General features: G+C 45.5%; 16 protein-coding genes. 9 read left to right on the forward strand and 7 right to left on the reverse strand.

The window, feature by feature from the left end:
• The first annotated feature begins 410 nt into the window (after nt 1-410).
• Nucleotides 411-1214 carry a MetQ/NlpA family ABC transporter substrate-binding protein gene (locus R8N46_RS13975; protein WP_017633488.1) on the forward strand — a complete coding sequence of 268 codons (804 nt, stop codon included), beginning with the start codon at nt 411-413 and terminating at the stop codon, nt 1212-1214.
• Nucleotides 1215-1309: 95 nt separating this feature from the next.
• Here R8N46_RS13975 and R8N46_RS13980 read toward each other — a convergent pair whose 3' ends face one another.
• Nucleotides 1310-1585 (reverse strand): hypothetical protein, encoded by a 276-nt coding sequence (locus R8N46_RS13980; RefSeq protein ID WP_005383040.1) that lies wholly within the window; start codon nt 1583-1585, stop codon nt 1310-1312.
• Between the two features lie 223 nt (nt 1586-1808).
• Nucleotides 1809-2528, reverse strand: a complete 720-nt coding sequence (locus R8N46_RS13985) for an SIMPL domain-containing protein (protein ID WP_005379714.1) — start codon at nt 2526-2528, stop codon at nt 1809-1811.
• Nucleotides 2529-2761: 233 nt separating this feature from the next.
• Here R8N46_RS13985 and R8N46_RS13990 point away from each other — a divergent pair, with 233 nt between their 5' ends.
• The 5 genes from R8N46_RS13990 (at nt 2762) to dhaR (ending at nt 11021) form a co-directional block, all read left to right on the forward strand.
• Nucleotides 2762-4525 carry a lysophospholipid acyltransferase family protein gene (locus tag R8N46_RS13990; RefSeq protein ID WP_213972401.1) on the forward strand — a complete coding sequence of 588 codons (1764 nt, stop codon included), beginning with the start codon at nt 2762-2764 and terminating at the stop codon, nt 4523-4525.
• Between the two features lie 595 nt (nt 4526-5120).
• Nucleotides 5121-7073 carry a PTS mannitol transporter subunit IICBA gene (locus R8N46_RS13995; protein ID WP_213879947.1) on the forward strand — a complete coding sequence of 651 codons (1953 nt, stop codon included), beginning with the start codon at nt 5121-5123 and terminating at the stop codon, nt 7071-7073.
• 111 nt (nt 7074-7184) lie between these two features.
• Entirely contained in the window at nt 7185-8333 is a 1149-nt protein-coding gene (locus R8N46_RS14000) for a mannitol-1-phosphate 5-dehydrogenase (protein WP_213972400.1), read from the forward strand.
• An 86-nt stretch (nt 8334-8419) separates the two neighbouring features.
• A complete protein-coding gene (locus tag R8N46_RS14005; RefSeq protein WP_005379708.1) occupies nt 8420-8950 on the forward strand; it encodes an MltR family transcriptional regulator in 531 nt (176 codons plus the stop codon).
• A gap of 145 nt (nt 8951-9095) precedes the next feature.
• Nucleotides 9096-11021, forward strand: a complete 1926-nt coding sequence (gene dhaR, locus R8N46_RS14010; RefSeq protein ID WP_213972399.1) for a dihydroxyacetone kinase operon transcriptional regulator DhaR — start codon at nt 9096-9098, stop codon at nt 11019-11021.
• 80 nt (nt 11022-11101) lie between these two features.
• On the opposite strand, the gene ptsP is transcribed toward dhaR, so the two are convergent.
• From ptsP to dhaK, 3 genes are read right to left on the reverse strand one after another with little or no spacing between them, the layout of a single operon-like run.
• Entirely contained in the window at nt 11102-13501 is a 2400-nt protein-coding gene (gene ptsP, locus R8N46_RS14015; RefSeq protein WP_104975837.1) for a phosphoenolpyruvate--protein phosphotransferase, read from the reverse strand.
• Nucleotide 13502: 1 nt separating this feature from the next.
• A complete protein-coding gene (gene dhaL / locus R8N46_RS14020) occupies nt 13503-14138 on the reverse strand; it encodes a dihydroxyacetone kinase subunit DhaL (protein WP_005379705.1) in 636 nt (211 codons plus the stop codon).
• Nucleotides 14139-14153: 15 nt separating this feature from the next.
• Entirely contained in the window at nt 14154-15212 is a 1059-nt protein-coding gene (gene dhaK, locus R8N46_RS14025; RefSeq protein WP_213972398.1) for a dihydroxyacetone kinase subunit DhaK, read from the reverse strand.
• A 353-nt stretch (nt 15213-15565) separates the two neighbouring features.
• Between dhaK and R8N46_RS14030 the strand changes: the two genes are divergently transcribed.
• Nucleotides 15566-16648, forward strand: a complete 1083-nt coding sequence (locus R8N46_RS14030) for a glycerol dehydrogenase (RefSeq protein ID WP_005379703.1) — start codon at nt 15566-15568, stop codon at nt 16646-16648.
• 84 nt (nt 16649-16732) lie between these two features.
• Here R8N46_RS14030 and glmS read toward each other — a convergent pair whose 3' ends face one another.
• Entirely contained in the window at nt 16733-18565 is a 1833-nt protein-coding gene (gene glmS, locus R8N46_RS14035; protein ID WP_005379702.1) for a glutamine--fructose-6-phosphate transaminase (isomerizing), read from the reverse strand.
• A gap of 110 nt (nt 18566-18675) precedes the next feature.
• Nucleotides 18676-19437 (reverse strand): DeoR/GlpR family DNA-binding transcription regulator, encoded by a 762-nt coding sequence (locus tag R8N46_RS14040; protein ID WP_151514452.1) that lies wholly within the window; start codon nt 19435-19437, stop codon nt 18676-18678.
• A 433-nt stretch (nt 19438-19870) separates the two neighbouring features.
• On the opposite strand from R8N46_RS14040, the gene pykF reads away from it, so the two are divergent.
• Nucleotides 19871-21283: a pyruvate kinase PykF gene (pykF, locus tag R8N46_RS14045; RefSeq protein ID WP_005392243.1), complete on the forward strand. Its 1413-nt coding sequence runs from the start codon at nt 19871-19873 to the stop codon at nt 21281-21283.
• Nucleotides 21284-21440: 157 nt separating this feature from the next.
• A complete protein-coding gene (locus R8N46_RS14050; protein WP_080659233.1) occupies nt 21441-22127 on the forward strand; it encodes a GntR family transcriptional regulator in 687 nt (228 codons plus the stop codon).
• Nucleotides 22128-22141: the final 14 nt, after the last annotated feature.

Below are 22141 nucleotides of genomic sequence, written 5' to 3' on the forward strand. Positions count from 1 at the left end.
GGGATTAACACTTAAACTCACTTGAACAATAATACAGTTTAACTTATAGTTATCAAGACTATTGTTGGAAGTTGTTGTAAGTACATTATAGGTTATATACGAGCAGTCGACTCATAATCGATTGGTCCGCAGTTCAAGTCTGCGAGGGGCCACCATATTTCGAAAGGCGTAGCAGGTTAATACCTGCTACGCCTTTTTTGTATCTTATATCTTTAGGTACAGTTGCGGTAACTCGTCACTAACCTCGTAATAGCTTTTCCTCTTCCCCTCTTCTTTAACTATTATCTGGCTTTCTATACGAGCAATAGAAACAAAATGTCTGCTCGTGATTTAAACCATTGACCCTCAGACAACTTCTGATAGCATGGACATATAAACGTATGGACGTCTAAAGCAAAAATGGAGCTACAATGAAAAGTATTGGTCACTTAAAGAAACTAGCTTTGATTCTCACGGCAGTAGTCGGCTTAAGCGCTTGTGGAGAAAAAGATGACTCTGTCATTAAAGTGGGCGCGACAGTTGGACCACATGCACAAGTAGTCGAGGCGGTAGCGAAGGAGGCAGCGAAGCAAGGTTTGAATGTCGAAGTCATTGAGTTTTCTGACTACGTGACACCTAATGCCGCTCTTAGCGATGGTAGCATCGATATTAATAGCTATCAGCACCAGCCATTTTTAGACAACTTCAACAGTAGCCATAACGCCCAATTAGTATCAATTGGTCAGTCCATTCTTATGCGTATGGGGCTTTATTCCAATAAGTATCGCTCACTGCAAGAGCTTCCAAACAATGCACGTATAGCGCTTCCAAATGACCCTACCAACGGTGGTCGTGGTCTGTTGCTACTCGCCGATGCAGGTTTAATTGAGCTGAAACAGGGTGTTGGCCATAAAGCCGCCCTAACTGATATCACAAAAAACGCAAAATCATTTGAATTTGTCGAGGTAGATGCCGCTCAGCTACCAAGAACATTAGATGATGTGGACGCGGCTGCGATTACAATGAACTACGTAATGTCTTCTGGTTTAGATCCGAAGAAACAAAGTATCTATCTTGAAGCAAAAGACGCCCCATTAGCAGTCATGGTCATCGCCACTCGTGACGCAGACAAAAATAATGAAGCGTATAAAAAGTTCGTTTCTATTTATCAATCTCAAGCGATTCGTGATTATCTCGATCGCACTTTCAAAGGCACAATCGAAGCAGCTTTTTAATCAATAAAGCAGCGAATACTTTGCCCCACGAATCAGATAGAAAAGAGGCTAATGTTTTCTCATAGCCTCTTCTTTTCATTACTCACTAAATCGACTCATTGTCGACTTTCAGCCTCTAACTTCATTGCCAAATAAGCTTGGTCAGCAGAAACCAATTCAGGACGGTTAATCAACTTCCAGAGGAAGTATGGTGGGATTAAAAATACGATGAAGTAGAGAGATTCATGGAAGAAAACATCGGCTATCGTTTGCTGATGCTCCCAAAGTGCCGTCAGTGCGAAGAGCTCTAACATCACGCCTAATACGCCAAAGACGACAGAGACAACAATCGCTAAACCCAGTAGTTCTCTAATAAAGTGCTTGTATGCCATGATACTAATTCCTTCTAGCAATAAGTCATACTAACTTACGCTCATAAGAAACAAGTGAGCTTGATTATTATCAAACTCACCTCATCACTGTTAAGAACTTAGTTTTATAAAAAAGTACTTGTATATAGCGTCAGCGAAGACTGATTTCCCTATCACAGAGCATAGATACCTCTACAAATAGAAGGTGATGGAACGACCAACTATTGACTATATGAGCGCAACTTTAATCAGATAAGTAATATTGAACCGTCGATACCACTCGTACTTTCTTAATGTAAGGCGTGTTGCTGTCTCGGTCATAAATCGAGAACTGCCCTTGAGTTGCACGTTTGATCTTACCCAGTGAACTCTGTGAGTCTTTCGCAAATTTCTCAGCCACTTCACGCGCATTCTTAGTCGCTTCTTCGATCATGTCTGGCTTCACATCATTCAGCTTAGTAAAGCTGTACTCAACACGATTTGCATAAGGATCTTGGTTAAGCAAAACGCCTTGCTTTCCTAGCTCACCTATTTCATTGATTGCCGCTCGAACAACATCAACACTCTGGCTATAAACCGTAACGGTTCGCGAGGCCAAATAACGATACTCAATGTCTTGCTCGCTCCCATATTGCTGTGCTTTTCTGTCAATGACCGCTGGGGAAGAAAGGGAAACGCTGGTTTCAGGAAGCCCTTTGGCACTTAGAAAGTCCAAAATCAAACGGGTTTGCTGGTCAATTTCATCAAACATGGCTCCCATATCATTACTCGCTAGAGTAAATTGAATCGGCCAAATCACCGTATCAGCAGGATACTCACGCTCCGACAAACCTTTTACTGTCACGACTCTTTCATAGGCTCGGTATTTCACCGCCGTCTGCTGCATAAAATAGCCAAGTATGCCAAGACCAAGTATCAAACTTAGCCCAATCCAAAGTGCTGCTTTATTGGAAACTCGTTCCATTATTTCCCCCTGATAAATATCAACTTAGCTTAATCTTTGTTCTAGATAAGATAGCCTATCTATTATTTTAAGAGGGAGACATAACGCGAGTTTTGATTCATAGCACAGTGATATACCGTTTTCTTTAGTCAATAAAGCTTCATTGGTTTGTCACCAAAGGCTCATGCTTTTGCCTCTTAACTGTCATCTGTAATTTCTACTATCCAATCAGCAACTTGTACGCTGAGGTAAATATGGATAGTTCAACCCCTTTTCGTCTCCCTCGTAAAACGCCGTTTGGCATTGGTGAAAACGTTGCTGAATGGGCAACCGGTTTAAACCAGCTTGATAAGTTCTACGCTCAACGCCCCGTTAATGCCGATACCAAAACTTTTCTCCGCTTCACGTTGGATATTTTAGGTATCGATTATCGCATTGCTCATGGTTCACTCGACTCAGTGCCTAAACAAGGTGCTACCGTCATTGTGGCGAACCACCCGCTTGGTTGTGTGGAAGGCGTCATCTTGGCCGAACTCTTGTTGATGGTACGAGACGATATCCAAATTCTAGCTAATCAATACCTGAAAACCGTACCAGAGTTAGATCAGCTCTTCATTGGTGTCGATGTGTTTGAAGGCAAAGACGCCGTCAAATCAAATATGAAGGCCCTCAGAGCGGCTAATAAACACCTCGCAAGTGGCGGCTTATTGCTTGTCTTTCCTGCCGGTGAGGTTTCCCAGTTAGTCGATGCCAAACAGCAACGCTTGGAAGACAAAGCGTGGAGTCGAAGCGTAAGTAGCCTGATCCGCAAAAACAAAGCAACGACAGTTCCAGTATTCATCAGTGGTCAGAACTCGAAACGCTTCTATATGGCAGGGAAAATCCATCCACTTTTGCGTACCCTAATGCTCGGGCGGGAGCTACTGAACAAACATGCACAAACCATCAACTTGTCTTTTGGCCAAGCGATTAAATTCAAAGAGCTCAACACACTTAACGATGATCAAGTGGTGAACTATTTGCGGCTCAACACTTACTTGCTCAATCGTGAAACCCAATCAGTTAAGCCTTCTTCTTCATCAGAACTGCTCTCTCCAATAGCGGCAGGGTTACCCGTAGGCGAATTGCTTGAAGAGCTGAACAACTTACCAAAAGAGTCCAAGCTGCTAACAAGTGGTGAGTTCGATGTTTACTGCACGGAGTCGCAGAGTATCCCTTCCCTACTGCATGAAATTGGTCGCCTACGTGAGCTCAATTTCCGACAAGTTGGCGAAGGGACTGGACTAGCAATAGACATTGACCATTTCGATCATGATTACCTGCATCTGTTTGTGTGGGACAGAGAGAACCAATGCTTGGTGGGCGCGTATCGTTTAGGTCTGGTTGATCAACTGATTGAAAAGCGCGGCGTAGCAGGTCTGTATTCACGAACGTTGTTTAACTATGACCAACGCTTTATCGACCAAATGGGTAAATCCATTGAGATGGGGCGCTCTGTGATTGCACAGCAATATCAAAAGAGCATGAGCGCGCTACTGCTACTGTGGAAAGGCATCGCAACGTTCGTTCATCAAAACCCAGATTACACTCACCTATTTGGTCCGGTAAGCATTAGCAACGATTATAGCGATACTGCACGTCAATTACTGGCTCAATCAATGACACTGCACCACTACGACAACAATTGCGCAGAGTACGTCACACCTTCTAACCCACTTCCTGAGCACCACCGTGACTGGAACACCAGCATGCTCACTGCTCTGGGTGATTTACAGCTATTGTCACGTGTCATTGCCAGAATCGATGAAGGGAAAGGAGTGCCCGTTTTGCTACGTCAGTACTTAAGCCTCAATGGCAAGCTGGTATGCTTCAACGTCGACCCTGCATTCAATAACGCTCTAGATGGATTGATTATGGTGGATTTGCGCGATGTTCAAGAAAAGACGTTGGCAAGGTATATGGGACGCGAGCAAGCTCATGACTACCTCGTCTATCATACTAATAGCAACGATGATTAAGAACAGTGATTAAGTAGAGAGTTGGGAATAACAAGAAGAACCGTGTGGCGACTCTCTTTATTTACCCTTTCATCAACTAATTAGGCGTGCTCCGTGAAGTGCGCCGAAAAGACTCTTATAGATACAATCTATCGAAAGATCTAGATAGCATTTATCTCACCAATTCCGTCACAAACTTTCACAAAAAACAAAAACAGATCCAGATCACACTTTAAATCCACCACAACTCAACACAAAACGTGACATTGATCATTACAAGTATTTAATTCGAATTTCAAAAAAAATCAAAAGTGATCAAAGTCACAAAGTATTTTGATTTTAAATTTGTCAGAAGGTCGGATTGATCACTAAGATTTTTATTGACAGATTTAAAAGTGGCTTTTTGTTATTAAGTTACAAGTTAATAAGTTGAACTTGGTCACTTAAAAACCGTTTCTCAGCCTAAGAAATGCGGACGTAGATCACGAAAAACCCGTTGTCAGTTCCAATTGGAAAATGTGTGGTAAATTGATTGGGTACTAAGCAATCAAACAAACGGTTTTGGCGAACCGTTTACTACAACAAGATTCATCAGAACATCGAACGGGGAATTGTTATGATATCACCAGATGCCAAGATCAAGATACAAAATTTTGGTCGTTTTCTGTCAAACATGGTAATGCCAAACATCGGCGCGTTTATCGCGTGGGGCTTTATCACTGCTCTATTTATCCCAACTGGATGGCTACCAAACGAAACGTTAGCCTCTATGGTTGGCCCAATGATTACCTACTTGCTGCCACTACTTATCGGTTACACCGGTGGTAAATTAGTTGGTGGCGATCGTGGTGCGGTAGTCGGTGCAATCACAACAATGGGTGTGATTGTCGGCACAGACATCCCAATGTTTATGGGGGCAATGATGGTCGGCCCAATGGGCGGCTGGGCTATCAAGAAATTCGATAACTACATCGATGGTAAAGTAAAAAGTGGCTTCGAGATGTTGGTTAACAACTTCTCTGCGGGCATCATCGGCATGCTATGTGCGATCCTTGCCTTCATCTTTATCGGTCCATTCGTAAAAATTCTTTCTGGTGGCTTGGCGGCTGGCGTTAACTTCCTAGTTTCTGCTCACCTACTACCACTGACTTCAATCTTCGTTGAACCTGCGAAGATCCTGTTCCTAAACAATGCGATCAACCACGGTATTTTCTCTCCACTGGGTATCCAACAAGCGTCTGAAACAGGTCAATCGATCTTCTTCCTAATCGAAGCAAACCCAGGTCCTGGTCTAGGTATCCTGCTAGCTTACATGGTGTTTGGTAAAGGTACGGCTCGTCAAACGGCAGGTGGTGCATCAATCATCCACTTCTTCGGCGGTATCCACGAGATTTACTTCCCATACATCCTAATGAACCCTCGCCTAATCCTTGCGGCTATCGCAGGTGGTATGACTGGCGTATTCGTTCTAACTATCTTTAACGCAGGTATCGTTTCTCCAGCATCACCAGGTTCAATCTTTGCAATCTTGTTGATGACTCAGAAAGGCTCAATCGTTGGTGTTCTAGCGTCTATCGCAGCAGCAACAGGCGTGTCATTCGCCGTAGCAGCACTACTAATGAAGACACAAACGTCAACAGAAGAAGACGGTGATGAAGCAGCACTAGAAAAAGCAACATCACAAATGGAAGACATGAAATCTGCATCTAAAAACGATGCGGTGGTAAACAGCCAAAGCAAAGGTGACGTAGACCTAGCGACAGTACAAAGCATCATTGTCGCTTGTGATGCGGGCATGGGCTCAAGTGCAATGGGCGCGAGCATGCTACGCAAAAAGGTTCAAGACGCAGGTCTGAACATCCACGTAACCAACCTTGCCATTAACAGCTTACCAGAGAGTGCAGATATCGTGATTACTCATAAAGACTTAACGGATCGTGCACGTAAGCATGCTCCAAACGCACACCACATTTCATTGACTAACTTCCTAGACAGCGAGATGTACAACCAGCTAGTCACCAAACTACTAGCAGCGCAAAACCAATCCGCAGCCAATGACGACCAAATGGTAAAAGTTTCGCTCGTGGCAGCAAACGACGACAACTTCGAGCCACAGCAAACGTCGGTGTTCCAAATCCAGCGTGAAAACATTCACCTAGGTTTGAAAGCTGCCAACAAAGAAGAAGCGATTCGCTTCGCGGGCAACAAGTTGGTCGAACTTGGCTACGCAGAACCAGAATACGTAGACGCGATGTTTGAGCGTGAAGCATTGGTTCCAACTTACCTAGGCGAATCTATCGCAGTACCTCACGGTACGGTAGAAGCGAAAGACCGCGTGAAGAAAACCGGCATTGTAATCTGCCAATACCCATCGGGTATCCAATTTACTGAAGACGACGATGATGTAGCGAAACTGGTTATCGGCATTGCCGCTAAGAACGATGAGCACATCCAGGTGATCACCACCATTACGAACGCGCTCGATGAGCCGGAGGCAATTGAGAAGCTAACCAGCACCAACGATGTGGAAGAGATTCTAACCATCCTTGGCGGTCAACAAGCAGCTTAATTACCCCTTTAATTTGCTCCTGAGGCAAATGAGGTCAGCTGTCACCCCCTATGCGGTTGGCCTCCCCCTAGTTTCGTAAGTCAACATTTTAGACATTGGTAGGTAAGAATTATGAAAAACGCAGTTCATTTTGGCGCAGGTAACATTGGTCGTGGCTTCATCGGTAAACTATTAGCAGACGCAGAAGTCGAGGTCACATTTGCAGATGTAGACGCACCACTCGTCGATCAACTGAGTCACAAGCAAGAATACAAAGTAAAAGTGGTCGGTACTGAGTGCCAAATCGACACAGTAACTCACGTCACCGCGGTAAACTCAGCCAGTGAAGATGTCATCGACCGCATTGTAAAAACCGACTTGGTAACAACAGCGGTTGGCCCTAACGTACTGGACATCATTGCAAAAACCATCGCTACCGGCATTGCTAAACGCTTTGCAGCAGGTAACGATAAACCATTGAACATCATCGCGTGCGAAAACATGGTTCGTGGCACGACTCACCTAAAAGGTGAAGTGTACAAACATTTGGATGAATCATTACACGCGAAAGCAGACGAGCTAGTTGGCTTCGTCGACTCCGCAGTGGACCGCATCGTACCACCAGCAGAAGCGGCGAACGATGACCCACTAGAAGTCACTGTAGAGAGTTTTAGCGAATGGATTGTGGATGAGCAGCAATTCAAGGGCGAAATCCCTGACATAGCTGGCATGGAAAGAACCAACAACCTAATGGCATTCGTAGAACGCAAGCTATTCACTCTCAATACAGGCCACTGCATTACCGCTTACCTAGGTTGCTTGAAAGGCCATCGTACCATTCTTGAAGCAATTGAAGACCCAAGCATTCACGCTGAAGTAAAACAGGCGATGCAAGAAAGTGGTGAAGTGCTGATCAAACGTTACGGCTTCGACCGTGACATGCACAACGCCTACATCGAGAAGATTTTAGGACGCTTTGCCAACCCATACTTAGTGGATGAGGTGGATCGCGTAGGTCGTCAACCAATTCGAAAATTGGGTGCAAACGATAGATTAGTGAAGCCTTTACTCGGTACAATTGAGTATGGCACTGAAAATCAAACACTTTTGAAAGGCATTGCCGCTGCGTTGAAGTACACTAACGACACTGACCCACAAGCCGTAGAGCTACAAAACTCATTAAAAGAAGTGGGTGTGAAGAAGACGCTAGCGACATACACAGGTCTTGCAGAAGACAGCGATGAAGTGGCTCAAATCGAGACACTTTACAACCCACTTTGATTTACCTAGGGGAGCTCGGCTCCCCTTCTATGTCCTTCTCTGCTTGAAGAGTTGGGATAGCTAATAATTAGAAATGTATTCAGTATATGGCAGATAACATCAACGAAACCGAGATCATTGAGCGATTAAACAGCGCACCATCGGTACGAGGCTTTTTCATTGCAGCAGTCGACGTTTTTAACGATTCGATCGACGGGTTGGTGCAAAGAATCTTTCGTAAAGATAACTTCGCTGTTCAATCGGTTGTCGGTCCGCTGCTACAAGACTCTGGACCGCTGGGCGATCTGTCTGTTCGTTTGAAGTTATTGTTTGGCTTGGGAGTGCTCCCCGATGACATTTACCACGACATCGAAGACATCATCAAACTCAAAAACCAACTCAATAGTGACGCTTCAGATTACGAATTCACTGACCCGAATATTCTAGAACCAATTAAGAAGCTGCACTTGGTGAAGAAAATGGGCATGGTACAACTGGAAGTCAGCGAACCAGATGACGACATCGACCTTGAGTTTTATCAGCTACAACTGCAACGTCAACAACAAATCATTAAGTCAGGGCTCTCACTTGCCATTGTCGAGATTTGCAATGAGCTCGGCAAAGACAGCCCTTTTTAATCGAAAAACTGGCACGGAAGCCTCCTCAACTCGCCCCCCTTTTTGCACATTCTTCTATACAACGTGCGTGAAAGCCATCACAGTCCATATTCCGATGTCTCTGTAACATCAGACCAATCTATCGCTAGTATTGAAACGGTATCGCATGCTTTCAATCGAAGACACTAAAACTAAGTGGGAGTTTTTCCAGAAACACCACTGGGTATCTCCAGAATTTTCCCGCACTCCCGTCCTCGAGTCGTGGGAGCGTTGCATAAAGCAATGCAGCCCTTACACCTGGTCAAAACCACATATTGCTTCTGGATTTACCTTCTCATCTCTAATGAAGCGCAACGAGCATCTCATCGAATGCGCCACGACCGTACTTGAAGATACGTACGATATGCTTGGTGACGAAGACCTGGTGTTGATGGTAACCGATGGCAACGGCTGTATTCTCTCCACCGTCGGGCACGACTCTTTGCGACAAGAGATGCAAGCGCTCGGCATAAAACAAGGCTGTTTTCTCTCCGAAGGAAAGATAGGCACAAATGCAGTCAATCTCTGTATCAACACTCATATCCCGTGTGAAGTTTTTGCCGCCGAACATTTCAATCGCCACTTGCACTCTTATGCCTCTGTAGCGGCGCCTGTTTTCGACCAATTTGGCAAATTACGCGGTACAACATGCCTTTTCAGAAAAGCGGAAAGCTATAAGAAAGAAGACTTAGTCATCATCGCGTCGAGCGCGAAAGAAGTCAGCTTGCAAATCCACATTCAGTCGGAACAAGAGAACATGAACCGCCTCACTTGTGCGCATAACGCAACGTTAGAGTGCATGGATGACGGCCTTCTAGCGTGGGATGAAGAAAATCGCATCACCATGGTAAATCACCAGTCCGAGCGTTTGTTAAACATTGAAGCCAGTCAGGTCTTGGATAAAGAAGTCTTTTCTGTTTTGCGCTTCCCACCGAATGTCCTTACTAGTATTGAGTCAGGTGCGAGCATAAACCGTAAACTCACAACGGTAGAGGTTCGTGGCGAGTTTGTTGAGGCGATCATCACCTTGCGTCCACTCAACGACGGCACACACTTATTGTTCTTGCACCCTATCGATAAAATTCGCGAACTTGCTCAACAACAAATAGGTGGCAGTGCGCGCTATACGTTCAGCACTTTGCCCGTCATTTCACGAAAAATGAAGCATGTCATTACCGTGGCAAAACGGGCCATAAAGTCCAAATCACCGATTCTAATTACGGGTGAAGAAGGTGTAGGAAAAGCCACTCTCGCCATGGCGATTCATAACGAAAGCACCTACAAAGAAGGGCCGTTCATTACGCTCAACTGCCGCTCCATCAATACAGAGCAACTGGTCAAAGAAACTCTGGGGTATGACGAAGGGCAAGGCATGCCTTCAAAGTTTGAGCTCGCCCATGGCGGTACGCTCTTTTTAGAAAAGGTGGAATATCTGTCGCCCGATTTACAAGCCGTGCTACTTAAGTTGTTAAAAACTGGGCTCGTCAGCCGCAGCGACAGTTTGCGATTGATCCCCGTAGACTTTCAACTTATCACGAGCACCGCTTCAGAGATCAGCGAGTATGTCACTCAGCGCTCATTTGGTCGGCAACTTTATTATGAAATCTCCTCGAACGAGCTGCATATTCCGCCACTACGAAAGCGTAAAGAAGACATTGAATTTCTCGTCCAGCAGCTTATCAGCCATTATGAACGCCGCCACAATGTGACGATCTCGATAGAGCCAGTCGCACTGGAAGCGTTGATGAATTTTCGTTGGTCAGGCAACAACTCTGAATTAAGAAACCGAACTGAGCGAATTTTGCTTAACCGCAGTTCCAACTTAATCAAGCTGAACGATATTCCTGAAGACATTAAACTGAATTCTTGCCATACCGCAGAAAATACGCCAGTAATCACGTTAGAAGAAGCCGAGAGAAGAGCGATTGTTCAGGCTTGGAATCAGTGTGATGGCAAAATGCATGATATGGCGAAAGCATTGCAAATTGGCCGCACGACCTTATGGAGAAAAATTAATAAGTTTGGGCTGCAGGAGCAAATGAAGCTGTATTAAGTCGTGAATTGGCGTTCCTATAACAAAAGTAAAACCGGCGTAAGCACGCCGGTACAGGTGTACTAACGATAAGGTATCGACTAAACATCGACAGACAACTGACGAATCTGCGCTTTTAGTCCCGGTAGCAGACTCGCACTGGCGCTGAATTTTCGCAACCCCACGCGAAGCAATGTTTCTGTGGCATTTGGATCGCCAGCCATCTCACCACACATACTAACCGGTATGCCCGCGCGATCGCCTGCTGCACACGTGAGCTCAATGGCTTTTAGTACCGATGGTTCAAAGTAGTTCACCAATTCAGCAACAGCGGCGTTACCTCGATCGGCGGCCATAACATATTGAGTCAAATCATTGGTGCCGATAGAGAAAAAGTCGACTTCTTGGGCTAACGCATCAGCATTTAATACCGCGGCTGGCACCTCAATCATAATACCAACGGGCAAATGAGTCGCATCCAAGCCGAGTTGGTTTGCTTGATGCGCCAACAGCACTTTTACTTTTCTCACTTCTTCAACCTGAGCCACCATCGGTATCATCAATTGAATATTCGGTTGCTCGTGAAAGGCTCTCAGAATGGCTCGAAGTTGAGCGGTAAACAATGACTCATGTTGAAGGCACAACCGCACCCCTCTCAAACCTAAAAATGGATTATCTTCTGCTGGCATAGGATAAGCGGCTAAAGGCTTGTCACCGCCAACATCTAGACTACGAATCGTAAGTGGCTTATCACCAAGTGCGGCAGCAATATCACGATACACTTGATATTGCGCTTCCTCAGTCGGCAACTCATCACTATTTTGAAATAGAAACTCAGTCCGAAATAGACCAACGCCCTCAGCTCCTGATGTTAGTGCATCATCAATATCTTTCGGTCCACCAATATTGGCGAATACTGGAATATGGACACCATCACAGGTGACTGCGGCTTGCTGAGCACTCGCTAGTGCACTTTGTCGGGTGCTTTGCCACTCAATTTGTTGCGCTTCTAATTCCTGCTGTATGGCATCTGAAGGAGAGAACCATAAATGCCCTCGAAAGCCATCAATAGTCACCACTTGACCAGCACGCACAGCATCAAGGCAGCCCTGAGCTTTAACGATGGCAGGAATCCCCATCGCACGGGCAAGAATCGCACTGTGAGAGGTTTTCCCTCCCTCACTCAAACAGATACCAAGCACTTTCGATTTATCAAGCCCGGCCACATCAGAAGGCATCAGGTCGCGGGCCAACAAAATACTCGGTTCCTGAATGTCGATGGCATTAGGCGTTACGCCTGTCATTTCGACCATAACTTGGCGTGCTATATCATGCACATCTGCTTCGCGTTCCCGCATGTACTGACTTTCTGCCTGGCGAAACTCTTCGGCCAACGTTTGCAGTGATTCTACCCAAGCTTGCTCGGCTATCATGCCCGTTTGAATTCGCGACTCGACCGATGCCCATAATTCTGGGTCACTGAGCATCATGCTATGAGCGGAAAATATTTCCCCTTTCGGCTGCTTCGCTTGCTCCTGCAAGTGTTGAAAAACCACACCTATCGCACGCTTAACCCGTTCAATTTCATCTTGTTCACTTTGGAAATCACGTTCAGGCACAGCTGGCATTTCATGAGTAAAAAGGACAGCAGGAGCAGTAGCGATACCGTCATTGACTCGAATACCAACAACAGCACCTTCAATCTGACTTGAGGCCATGCCATCGAGCAGAGTATCTGAACTTTCTTCAGGTTCGACAATGCCTTGCTCAACCGCCTCTTTTTCTCCGAAGTGCTCATAAGCTAAGGATTCAAATGCCTTGATTGCTTCACTGGATTGAGGTCCAAGTGCGCATAAGGTGATCGTCTCTTGACTACGAACGCCAAGTTTCGCAATGCTGTTCAAGCTTTTCGCGTTCACACGGCGCTCGCCTTTTTTCAACCATAATTGGCAGTCGAAAGGCGCGAGTGCACCAACAATGGCCGCAGCGGGACGAGCATGTAATCCATGCGGATTTTGCACTACCCAATCAAATGTCCGTTCTTGCTCAAAGTTTTCTGATACTGGCGCTATCTCAGCGGATGTTAGTGGCTGATCACCAAGGTGCTCTTGTTTTACGCTTAACGCATTCTGTGCCTCTTCGACTACCGTCGATAAAGGCAGTCCGGCGGCGGCAGCCACCGACGCCGCCATGGTTCCTTCAACAATAGGTGCCGAGATAAGGGTGACATTTTCCCTCACATGATCATCAATCAGATCCAGAGCCATTTCCGTGCTAAGCAACGCGCTGCCAAGATCCATCAACACAACAACCCCTTGTTGATCTTGTACCTGCTCAATCGCTTCCATCACGGCAATGGCATCGGTTCCGATCGGGTTCTCTGGATCATCAATCCCAGCAGCAATCGCAAGCTTGGCTTTGCCTTGCGTCATTTGGGTGGCAAGTTCTGCCACCCCTTCGGCAAGTCGACGACTATGAGATACAACTACAATTCCCACCATCTTAATTACCTGCTATTGCCTGCTGTAGTGCTTTAATCATTAACAAAGAAGAGGTTGCACCGGGATCTTGGTGACCAATACTGCGTTCACCTAAATAGCTTGCTCGCCCTTTTTTCGCCAACATTTCAATCGTGGCAACCGCGTTCGTTTCTGCTAGTTCAACCATTTCATTCAGTAAGTGATCGGCGCTCATGCCATTTTCTAACGACGCCTTCACGCTAACTAAAACGGGTAACCAAACATCACACATGGTTTTATCACCCAGCTCTGCTTTACCACGAGACACCACGCCATCCACACCGCTTTTTAGTGCATCGACCAACTCTTCAAACGTTAGTTGCTCTCGGGTTCCGACAGCGGCAGCCGTGCGAATAAACAGCGTGCCATACAGCGGGCCACTTGCCCCACCGACACTAGAAAGCAAGGTCATGCCCGTATTCTTGAGAATGCTGCCGATATTTTGGTCCGCAAATTGCGGCAGTTTTTCAGCAACTTTTTTAAAGCCACGGTTCATATTGAGACCGTGGTCGGCGTCACCAATATCACGATCAAGGTCGGTCAGAAAATCTTGATTCTCTTGATACGTTTTTGCACATAACTCTAGCCAGTGAACGATATGTTGTTTTTCAATTTGCATGTTTGCTCTCCCCTGTTACCACTTGATCGCGGCCGTATCGACAGGAGCATCAAACAGCTCCAACATCTCTTTGTCTGCCTTCAGCAACGTAATCGAAACGCCTTCCATATCGAGTGACGTACAGAAGTTACCAACCATATTACGCACGATACGGAACCCTGCTTGCTCACAGTTATGAGCCAGACGGCGGTACACTCCGTAAAGCTCTGAAGTTGGCGTACCACCCATACCATTCACCATCACGATGTAGTCGTGTTCAGCGGCGAAAGGCTCAATGCTGGATTCCACTTCATCCCATTCACCTTCGTCACGATTCCAAATACGCAATGTGCGCTGATAAGGCGTGTTTTCAGCAACTTCAGCAAACATCTCATCCACTAACGTATCGGCGTCGGTGTATTTCACTCGCTTGATACCTGGTTCACCATGGATACCAACACCAAACTCAACTTCATCATCTTCCAGAACAAAAGATGGTTTACCCGCCGCTGGTACAACACAAGCATTAAGTGCCACACCAAATGAACGACAGTGATTATTCACACGACGAGCCAGTGCTTCACATTGCTCCAGCGAATAACCTTTGTTCGCGGCAGCCCCAACTAACTTTTCAACCAATACCGTTCCAGCAACGCCACGGCGACCAGCGGTGTATAGGCTGTCTTTGACTGCAACATCGTCATCCACCAACACCGACCCAACTTTGATACCATCGGTATGAAGCAGCTCCACAGCCGTTTCAAAGTTCAACACGTCTCCGGTGTAGTTTTTAATGATAAACAGCACCCCCTCACCGGTATTCACTTGGTTACCACATTCGTACATTTGATCAGGCGTAGGTGAAGTAAATACCTCTCCTGGGCAGGCGCCTGTCAGCATGCCTTTACCAATAAAACCAGCGTGCAAAGGTTCATGACCACAGCCACCACCAGAAACCAGTGCCACGTGCCCCGGCGTTTCCTCGTGCCACATGTAACGAGGCTCGTAGTTGGCTTTTAGCTCAGGGCGGGACAATGCCAGGCCTTCCATTTGCTGCAATACAACATCATCGACTTGGTTAATTAACTTTTTCATCGTTCTATCTCATTCCATTTATATTTTTATGTAGGGTATGAATTCATCTTAAACAGAGAAAAAGCGTGCTCAACAAAAATCAATCTGTTTCATATTGAAACAAAAACTTCGGCATTTTTGTTTCAATATGAAACGTAAAACGACAAATTGTCCTGAATAGTGATCGTCGCCATAAAGCATGCTGATGCTTATTACTTCTGACAGTCGGTTTGACACAGAGGTCATAAAAGCATGGAACAAAACCAGAGATATCCTTCACCACTTACCACACCAAACCTAATATAAACCTTATCCCTACAATGGATATTCATTGCAGTCCAAAACACACATAAAAAAGGTTAAAGGTTTGAATTATGGACAAAATTATTATCAGCCCAAGCAAATACGTCCAAGGTGAACAAGTACTTACATCTATCGCTCACTATGTAAAAACATTGGGTGAACGTCCGTTAGTAATTGCCGATGAGTTCGTGACTAACCTGGTTGGTGATGACGTCAAGCAAAGTTTTGCTGACGAAAAGCTTCCACTCACTATGAACATTTTTGGTGGCGAATGTTCGCGCGTTGAGATTGAACGCATCACGGACATTTGTGCCACTCAGAAACACGATGTCATTGTCGGTATTGGTGGTGGTAAAACGTTAGATACAGCAAAGGCTGTTGCGTTTTACACCAAAATTCCTGTCGTGGTGGTTCCTACGATTGCCTCGACTGATGCGCCAACCTCAGCGCTTGCGGTGATATACACACCTGAAGGTGAATTTGCAGAATATTTGATGATCCCTAAAAACCCAGACATGGTCATCATGGATACGTCAGTCATCGCCAAAGCCCCTGTTCGCTTACTTGTATCGGGGATGGGCGACGCGCTTTCCACCTACTTTGAAGCTCGTGCCAACATGACTTCTGGTAAGGCAACAATGGCTGGTGGGTTAGCGACGCGTTCAGCACAAGCGCTTGCGAAACTTTGCTATGAAACCTTGCTTGAAGATGGTGTAAAAGCAAAAGCTGCGGTAGAAAATGGTGTGAGCACCAAAGCGGTAGAAAACATTATTGAAGCCAATACATACCTAAGCGGTATCGGTTTTGAAAGCAGTGGTCTAGCGGGTGCTCACGCTATTCATAACGGCCTAACTAAGCTTGAAGAGTGTCATCATCTCTATCATGGTGAGAAAGTCGCGTTCGGCACACTAGTTCAGCTGGTACTAGAAAACGCAGCGATGGAAGAGATTAATACGGTTCTTGCATTCTGCCGTTCTGTAGGTCTACCAACCAACTTATTTGATATGGGCGTTAAAGAGCTTAACCACGCTAAGTTGCGCGAGGTCGCCGAAGCCTCAACGGCCGAGGGAGAAACCATCCACAATATGCCATTCCCAGTGACGGCAGAAAATGTCTACTCTGCAATTCTAACCGCTCACCAGTTGGGTCAATAACTCACAAACCTTAAAATGGGTTTAAATAAAAAAGCGGCACATACTCTCGCATGTGCCGCTCAGGATTTTTGCTGTTAAGCGTAATTACTCAACCGTCACCGCTTTCGCTAGGTTACGTGGTTGGTCTACGTCCGTACCTTTGATCAGTGCTACGTAGTAAGACAGCAACTGCATAGGGATGGTGTAGTAGATCGCCGCCGTGATTTCACTAACGTGAGGCATTGTGATGATCTTCATTGTCTCATCGCCTTCGAAGCCTGCGTCTGCATCTGCGAATACGTATAGAAGGCCGCCACGCGCACGCACTTCTTCAACGTTTGATTTTAGCTTTTCAAGTAGGTCGTTGCTTGGTGCAACCACAACAACTGGCATGTCAGCATCAATTAGGGCCAGAGGACCGTGTTTCAGTTCACCCGCCGCGTACGCTTCTGCGTGGATGTACGAGATCTCTTTCAGTTTTAGAGACGCTTCCATCGCGATTGGGTAGAACTCGCCACGGCCTAGGAACAATGTGTGGTGCTTGTCTGCAAAATCCGTTGCTAGTGCTTCAATTTCTTTCTCGAAAGAAAGTGCCGCGTTGATTTGCTTAGGAAGTGCGTGTAGCGCTTCAACAATCTCTTTTTCTTTCTCTTTGCTGATGCGACCTTGCTCTTTACCCAGTGCTGTTACCAGCATAAGTAGTGCAGAAAGCTGAGTCGTGAACGCTTTGGTTGAAGCCACGCCGATTTCGACGCCAGCGCGAGTCATGAATGCAAAATCTGATTCACGAACCAAAGAGGAACCCGCTACGTTACAGATGGTCATCGCCGCCATGTAACCTTTCTCTTTTGCTAGGCGAAGTGCTGCTAGCGTATCAGCGGTTTCACCAGACTGAGACAACGTGATCAATAGGCTGTTTGGGCGAGTCACAAACTTGCGGTAACGGAATTCAGACGCGATTTCTACATCACAGCTCACGCCTGCAATGTCTTCAAACCAGTAACGTGCCGTCATACCTGCGTTGTAAGACGTACCACACGCCACGATTTGTACGTGTTCTACTTTGCTTAGAATGTCTGCCGCGTGCACACCGATCGCATCTGTCACAACAGAATCTGACGTGATACGACCTTCCATTGTGTTGATCAACGCTTTAGGTTGCTCATAGATTTCTTTTTGCATGAAGTGACGGTATTGACCTTTATCACCTGCATCATGCTCTGCATTAGATTCAACAATTTCACGCTCAACTGGCTCACCCGTTGCATCAAACACAGTGACTTCACGGCGAGTAATTTCTGCTACGTCCCCTTCTTCTAGGTACATGAAACGGCGCGTAACGTTAAGTAATGCAAGTTGGTCAGACGCTAGGAAGTTTTCACCCACACCAAAACCGATCACGATCGGGCTGCCTGAACGCGCTACTACGATGCGTGAAGGATCTTTGCGATCCAACGCTACGGTGCCGTATGCGCCTTCAAGTTGTTTTGCTGTTTTTTGTACCGCTTCTAATAGCGTTTCTGAAGTACGAAGTTCCCACTCAACCATGTGTGCGATAACTTCTGTATCCGTTTGCGATTCAAACACGTAGCCACGAGATTGAAGCAGCTCACGCAGCTCTTCATGGTTTTCGATGATGCCGTTATGTACCACTGCGATATCACCAGACATGTGTGGGTGAGCATTGATTTCAGAAGGTTCACCGTGCGTCGCCCAACGAGTGTGCGCAATGCCAGTTCCGCCGATCACTTTTGCTTCTTCTACTGCATCAGCCAATTCTTGTACTTTACCCAAGCGACGAACGCGCGTTAGGTTTGATTCGCCATCAACAACCGCAACGCCAGCAGAGTCGTAACCGCGGTACTCTAAGCGGCGTAGACCTTCAACCAAAATTTCTGCAACATCTCGTTGTGCTACTGCACCTACGATTCCACACATGTGTTTATCTCCGTTTGTAGTTTTGTTCTTCCCTAGCCATGATTTCAAATAGAGGCAGCAAGCAAAGGCCTTTATCCAGAGGGAAGTAAAATATGAAACTGATTACATTATTAGGCGCAAATGACTTTCACGCCATGTTGTTCAATCTGTACTTTATGCTCTGCTTGGATATCTGCATCGGTCACCAACACATCAACTTGATGCCAAGCGAGCTCTAAGTTTGGGATCTTACGGCCGACTTTTTCGGACTCGATCATTACGATCACTTCACGTGACGCTTCTGCCATTACCTTACTTAAGCCAACCAATTCATTAAATGTCGTGGTTCCACGCTCGAGATCGATGCCATCCGCACCGATGAATAGTTGGTCAAAGTCGTAAGCTCGTAATACAGATTCGGCTACTTTGCCTTGAAAGGACTCTGAGTGCGTATCCCAAGTACCGCCAGTCATCAGCAGTGTCGGTTCGCTCTCTAATTCATTTAGGGCGTTAGCAACATGCAACGAGTTGGTCATGACCACTAAGCCACGTTTGTCATTCAACTGTTGAATCAGCGCGGCAGTCGTGCTGCCACTGTCGATCACGATGCGATTATGATCGCGAATCAATGATGCTGCTGCTTTTGCTAAGCTTAACTTTCGAGTCGAAACATTAGCGCCCAATTCTTCGTGAATGACTTCCTTTGGGATAGCAATCGCACCGCCATAGCGGCGTAGAAGTTGGCCGTTTTTCTCTAAAGAAGCTAAATCCTTTCTAATCGTGACCTCTGAGGTTTCGAATTTCTGAGCAAGTTCATCAACGCTGACTTCTCCTAGTTCAGAAACCAAGTTAGAAATGGCGTGTCTTCTTAATTGAGTATTTCGTTTCGACATTTAAGTTTTGATTTTAAGTTTCGATGTGAAACTTATTATAGTCAAACCGAAACTTTTAAGTCCATTTATTTCGATCCAAAAAATTAATATTTCTCGATAAAACCTTGTCCTAAGACAATTCTTAAACAGTGATATTGGATTCATTCAGTGGTAGAATTCGCCACCGAAAAGAAAAAAAATTACAGAATTGAAGGCTATTTTTTTGCAACTTTCTGCATATAAAGTGGGATTAGTCACAAAAAGGTAACCAAAATCGCCGATCTTTTAGTCATAAAATGACTAAACTTGGTGAAAGACTTTCAGAATCTGAAGTTCTAATAATGAGACGAAAAATCGGTGGGTGACAGGTACTAAATGTCATCAAAAACGTCCTGACTTCAGAGTAAATAACCGACTTTCAAATTGTAACTATACTTACCGGAGAGTATCTTCCATGAAAAAGACCAAAATCGTATGTACGATTGGCCCTAAAACAGAATCTGTAGAGAAGCTAACTGAACTAGTTAACGCAGGCATGAACGTAATGCGCCTTAACTTCTCTCACGGTGACTACGAAGAACACGGCACTCGTATCGCGAACTTCCGTAAAGTAATGGAAGCTACTGGCAAACCACTAGCAATTCTTCTAGATACTAAAGGTCCAGAAATCCGCACTATCAAGCTAGAAGGCGGTAACGATGTTGATCTAGTAGCAGGTCAAGAATTCACTTTCACAACTGACACTTCAGTTGTAGGTAACAAAGATAAAGTTGCAGTAACTTACGCTGGTTTCGCAGCAGACCTAAACGTAGGTAACACTATCCTAGTAGACGACGGTCTAATCGAGATGGAAGTTATCTCTAAGACTGAAACTGAAGTTAAATGTAAAGTTCTTAACAACGGTGCACTAGGCGAAAACAAAGGTGTTAACCTTCCTGGCGTTTCTGTAAACCTACCTGCACTATCTGAAAAAGATAAGAACGACCTTAAATTTGGTTGTGAGCAAGGCGTTGACTTCGTAGCAGCTTCTTTCATTCGTAAAGCGTCTGACGTTCAAGAAATCCGTGAAGTACTTGCTGCAAACGGCGGCGAGAACATCCACATCATCTCTAAGATCGAAAACCAAGAAGGTGTTGATAACTTCGACGAGATCCTAGAGCTTTCTGACGGCATCATGGTTGCTCGTGGTGACCTAGGTGTTGAAATCCCAGCTGAAGAAGTAATCTTCGCTCAGAAAATGATGATCGAGAAGTGTAACCGTGCACGTAAGATGGTTATCACAGCAACTCAAATGCTTGATTCTATGATCAACAACCCGCGTCCTACTCGTGCGGAAGCAGGCGACGTTGCTAACGCGGTAATGGACGGTACTGACGCAGTAATGCTTTCTGGTGAAACGGCGAAAGGTAAATACCCTGTTGAAGCGGTAACTATCATGGCTCAAATCGCGAACCGTACTGATTCAGCGCTAAAAGCTGAGCTAGGTTCTCGTCTAGACAGCCCACGTCTACGCATCACTGAAGCAGTATGTAAAGGCGCAGTAGACACAGCAGAGAAACTAGCTGCTCCACTTATCGTTGTTGCAACTGAAGGCGGTAAGTCTGCACGTTCAGTACGTAAGTACTTCCCAACTGCAAACATTCTAGCGCTAACAACTAACAAGAAAACTGCTGCACAGCTAGTTCTAACTAAAGGTGTTACTCCTGTAGTTGTTGATTCAATCGAAAGCACTGACGCATTCTACGTAGCGGGTAAAGAACTTGCTCTAGAATCAGGTCTAGGTAACAAAGGCGATATCGTTGTTATGGTTTCTGGCGCTCTAGTTGCTTCAGGTACTACGAACACAGCTTCTGTACACGTGCTATAAGACTGAACTTTTAACACTTCAGTTTCTTGAGAAGGAGGGCTTATGCCCTCCTTTTTTATATGGCTTTCTTGCTCTCATAATAGGCTAATTGTATTATTTACCTCTATCAGAATTTCGTACTGTTTAATTTTATCGTCACGATTAAAGTTTCTATGAGGTGTATGTGTCTAGTCCCACTCTTACCGACAAAGTATTAAGAATGATCCGTCAGGATATTCTCGATGGCGAGCTTAAACCAGGTCAAAAACTCGTGGTTGCCGAACTCAAAGAGAAGTACAACGTAGGAGCGTCACCCATTCGAGAAGCATTGGTGCAATTATCTTGGAGCAAATACGTCAAACTCGAGCCGCAAAAAGGCTGCTGGGTTGCACCTGTATGTAAAGATGAGTTACATGACTTGTACGAAAGCCTGCAAATGGTCTCCGCATGCTTACTCAGTAAGGCAATTATGATTGGCGATGAAAAATGGGAACTGGATGTACTAACTGCTTATCACAAGTTATCCCGAGTAAAACCTGGCGAAAGCTTTTGTTGGAGGGAATGGGAAGAGCGCCAAAATCAGTTTCTTACTGCGCTGTTTGAAGGTGCTGGCTCTGTCAATATGTTTGGGTTTTTCCGCGATCTACTCACGCAAATTAAACGCTACCAATACTTCGCGATGCAGATTTTAGGCACAGGGAACCCTGGGCACTGTAATCTCGATGAGCAAGAAATACTGATGAAGGCATCGCTAGACAAAAAGAGTCAGGATGCTTTAGGTTATCTAGAGCGTTATTTGAGACAGTCAATACAGTGTATCGAAGCCGCCATCGACAACCAATGTCGCATACTGGCTAGCGAATAACGCTGAGACTAAAA

Origin of the sequence: Vibrio sp. 1874 (assembly GCF_033344395.1) — a bacterium.
Taxonomy (GTDB): domain Bacteria; phylum Pseudomonadota; class Gammaproteobacteria; order Enterobacterales; family Vibrionaceae; genus Vibrio; species Vibrio alginolyticus.

Coding starts and splice junctions, on each gene's coding strand:
- dhaL (WP_005379705.1), bottom strand. CDS start 14,138: ATGCAAATTGAAAAACAACATATCGTTCACTGGCTAGAGTTATGTGCA.
- R8N46_RS13995 (WP_213879947.1), top strand. CDS start 5,121: ATGATATCACCAGATGCCAAGATCAAGATACAAAATTTTGGTCGTTTT.
- ptsP (WP_104975837.1), bottom strand. CDS start 13,501: ATGGTGGGAATTGTAGTTGTATCTCATAGTCGTCGACTTGCCGAAGGG.
- R8N46_RS14030 (WP_005379703.1), top strand. CDS start 15,566: ATGGACAAAATTATTATCAGCCCAAGCAAATACGTCCAAGGTGAACAA.
- R8N46_RS13990 (WP_213972401.1), top strand. CDS start 2,762: ATGGATAGTTCAACCCCTTTTCGTCTCCCTCGTAAAACGCCGTTTGGC.
- R8N46_RS14005 (WP_005379708.1), top strand. CDS start 8,420: ATGGCAGATAACATCAACGAAACCGAGATCATTGAGCGATTAAACAGC.
- R8N46_RS13985 (WP_005379714.1), bottom strand. CDS start 2,528: ATGGAACGAGTTTCCAATAAAGCAGCACTTTGGATTGGGCTAAGTTTG.
- R8N46_RS13975 (WP_017633488.1), top strand. CDS start 411: ATGAAAAGTATTGGTCACTTAAAGAAACTAGCTTTGATTCTCACGGCA.
- R8N46_RS14040 (WP_151514452.1), bottom strand. CDS start 19,437: ATGTCGAAACGAAATACTCAATTAAGAAGACACGCCATTTCTAACTTG.
- pykF (WP_005392243.1), top strand. CDS start 19,871: ATGAAAAAGACCAAAATCGTATGTACGATTGGCCCTAAAACAGAATCT.
- R8N46_RS13980 (WP_005383040.1), bottom strand. CDS start 1,585: ATGGCATACAAGCACTTTATTAGAGAACTACTGGGTTTAGCGATTGTT.
- dhaK (WP_213972398.1), bottom strand. CDS start 15,212: ATGAAAAAGTTAATTAACCAAGTCGATGATGTTGTATTGCAGCAAATG.
- glmS (WP_005379702.1), bottom strand. CDS start 18,565: ATGTGTGGAATCGTAGGTGCAGTAGCACAACGAGATGTTGCAGAAATT.
- R8N46_RS14000 (WP_213972400.1), top strand. CDS start 7,185: ATGAAAAACGCAGTTCATTTTGGCGCAGGTAACATTGGTCGTGGCTTC.
- dhaR (WP_213972399.1), top strand. CDS start 9,096: ATGCTTTCAATCGAAGACACTAAAACTAAGTGGGAGTTTTTCCAGAAA.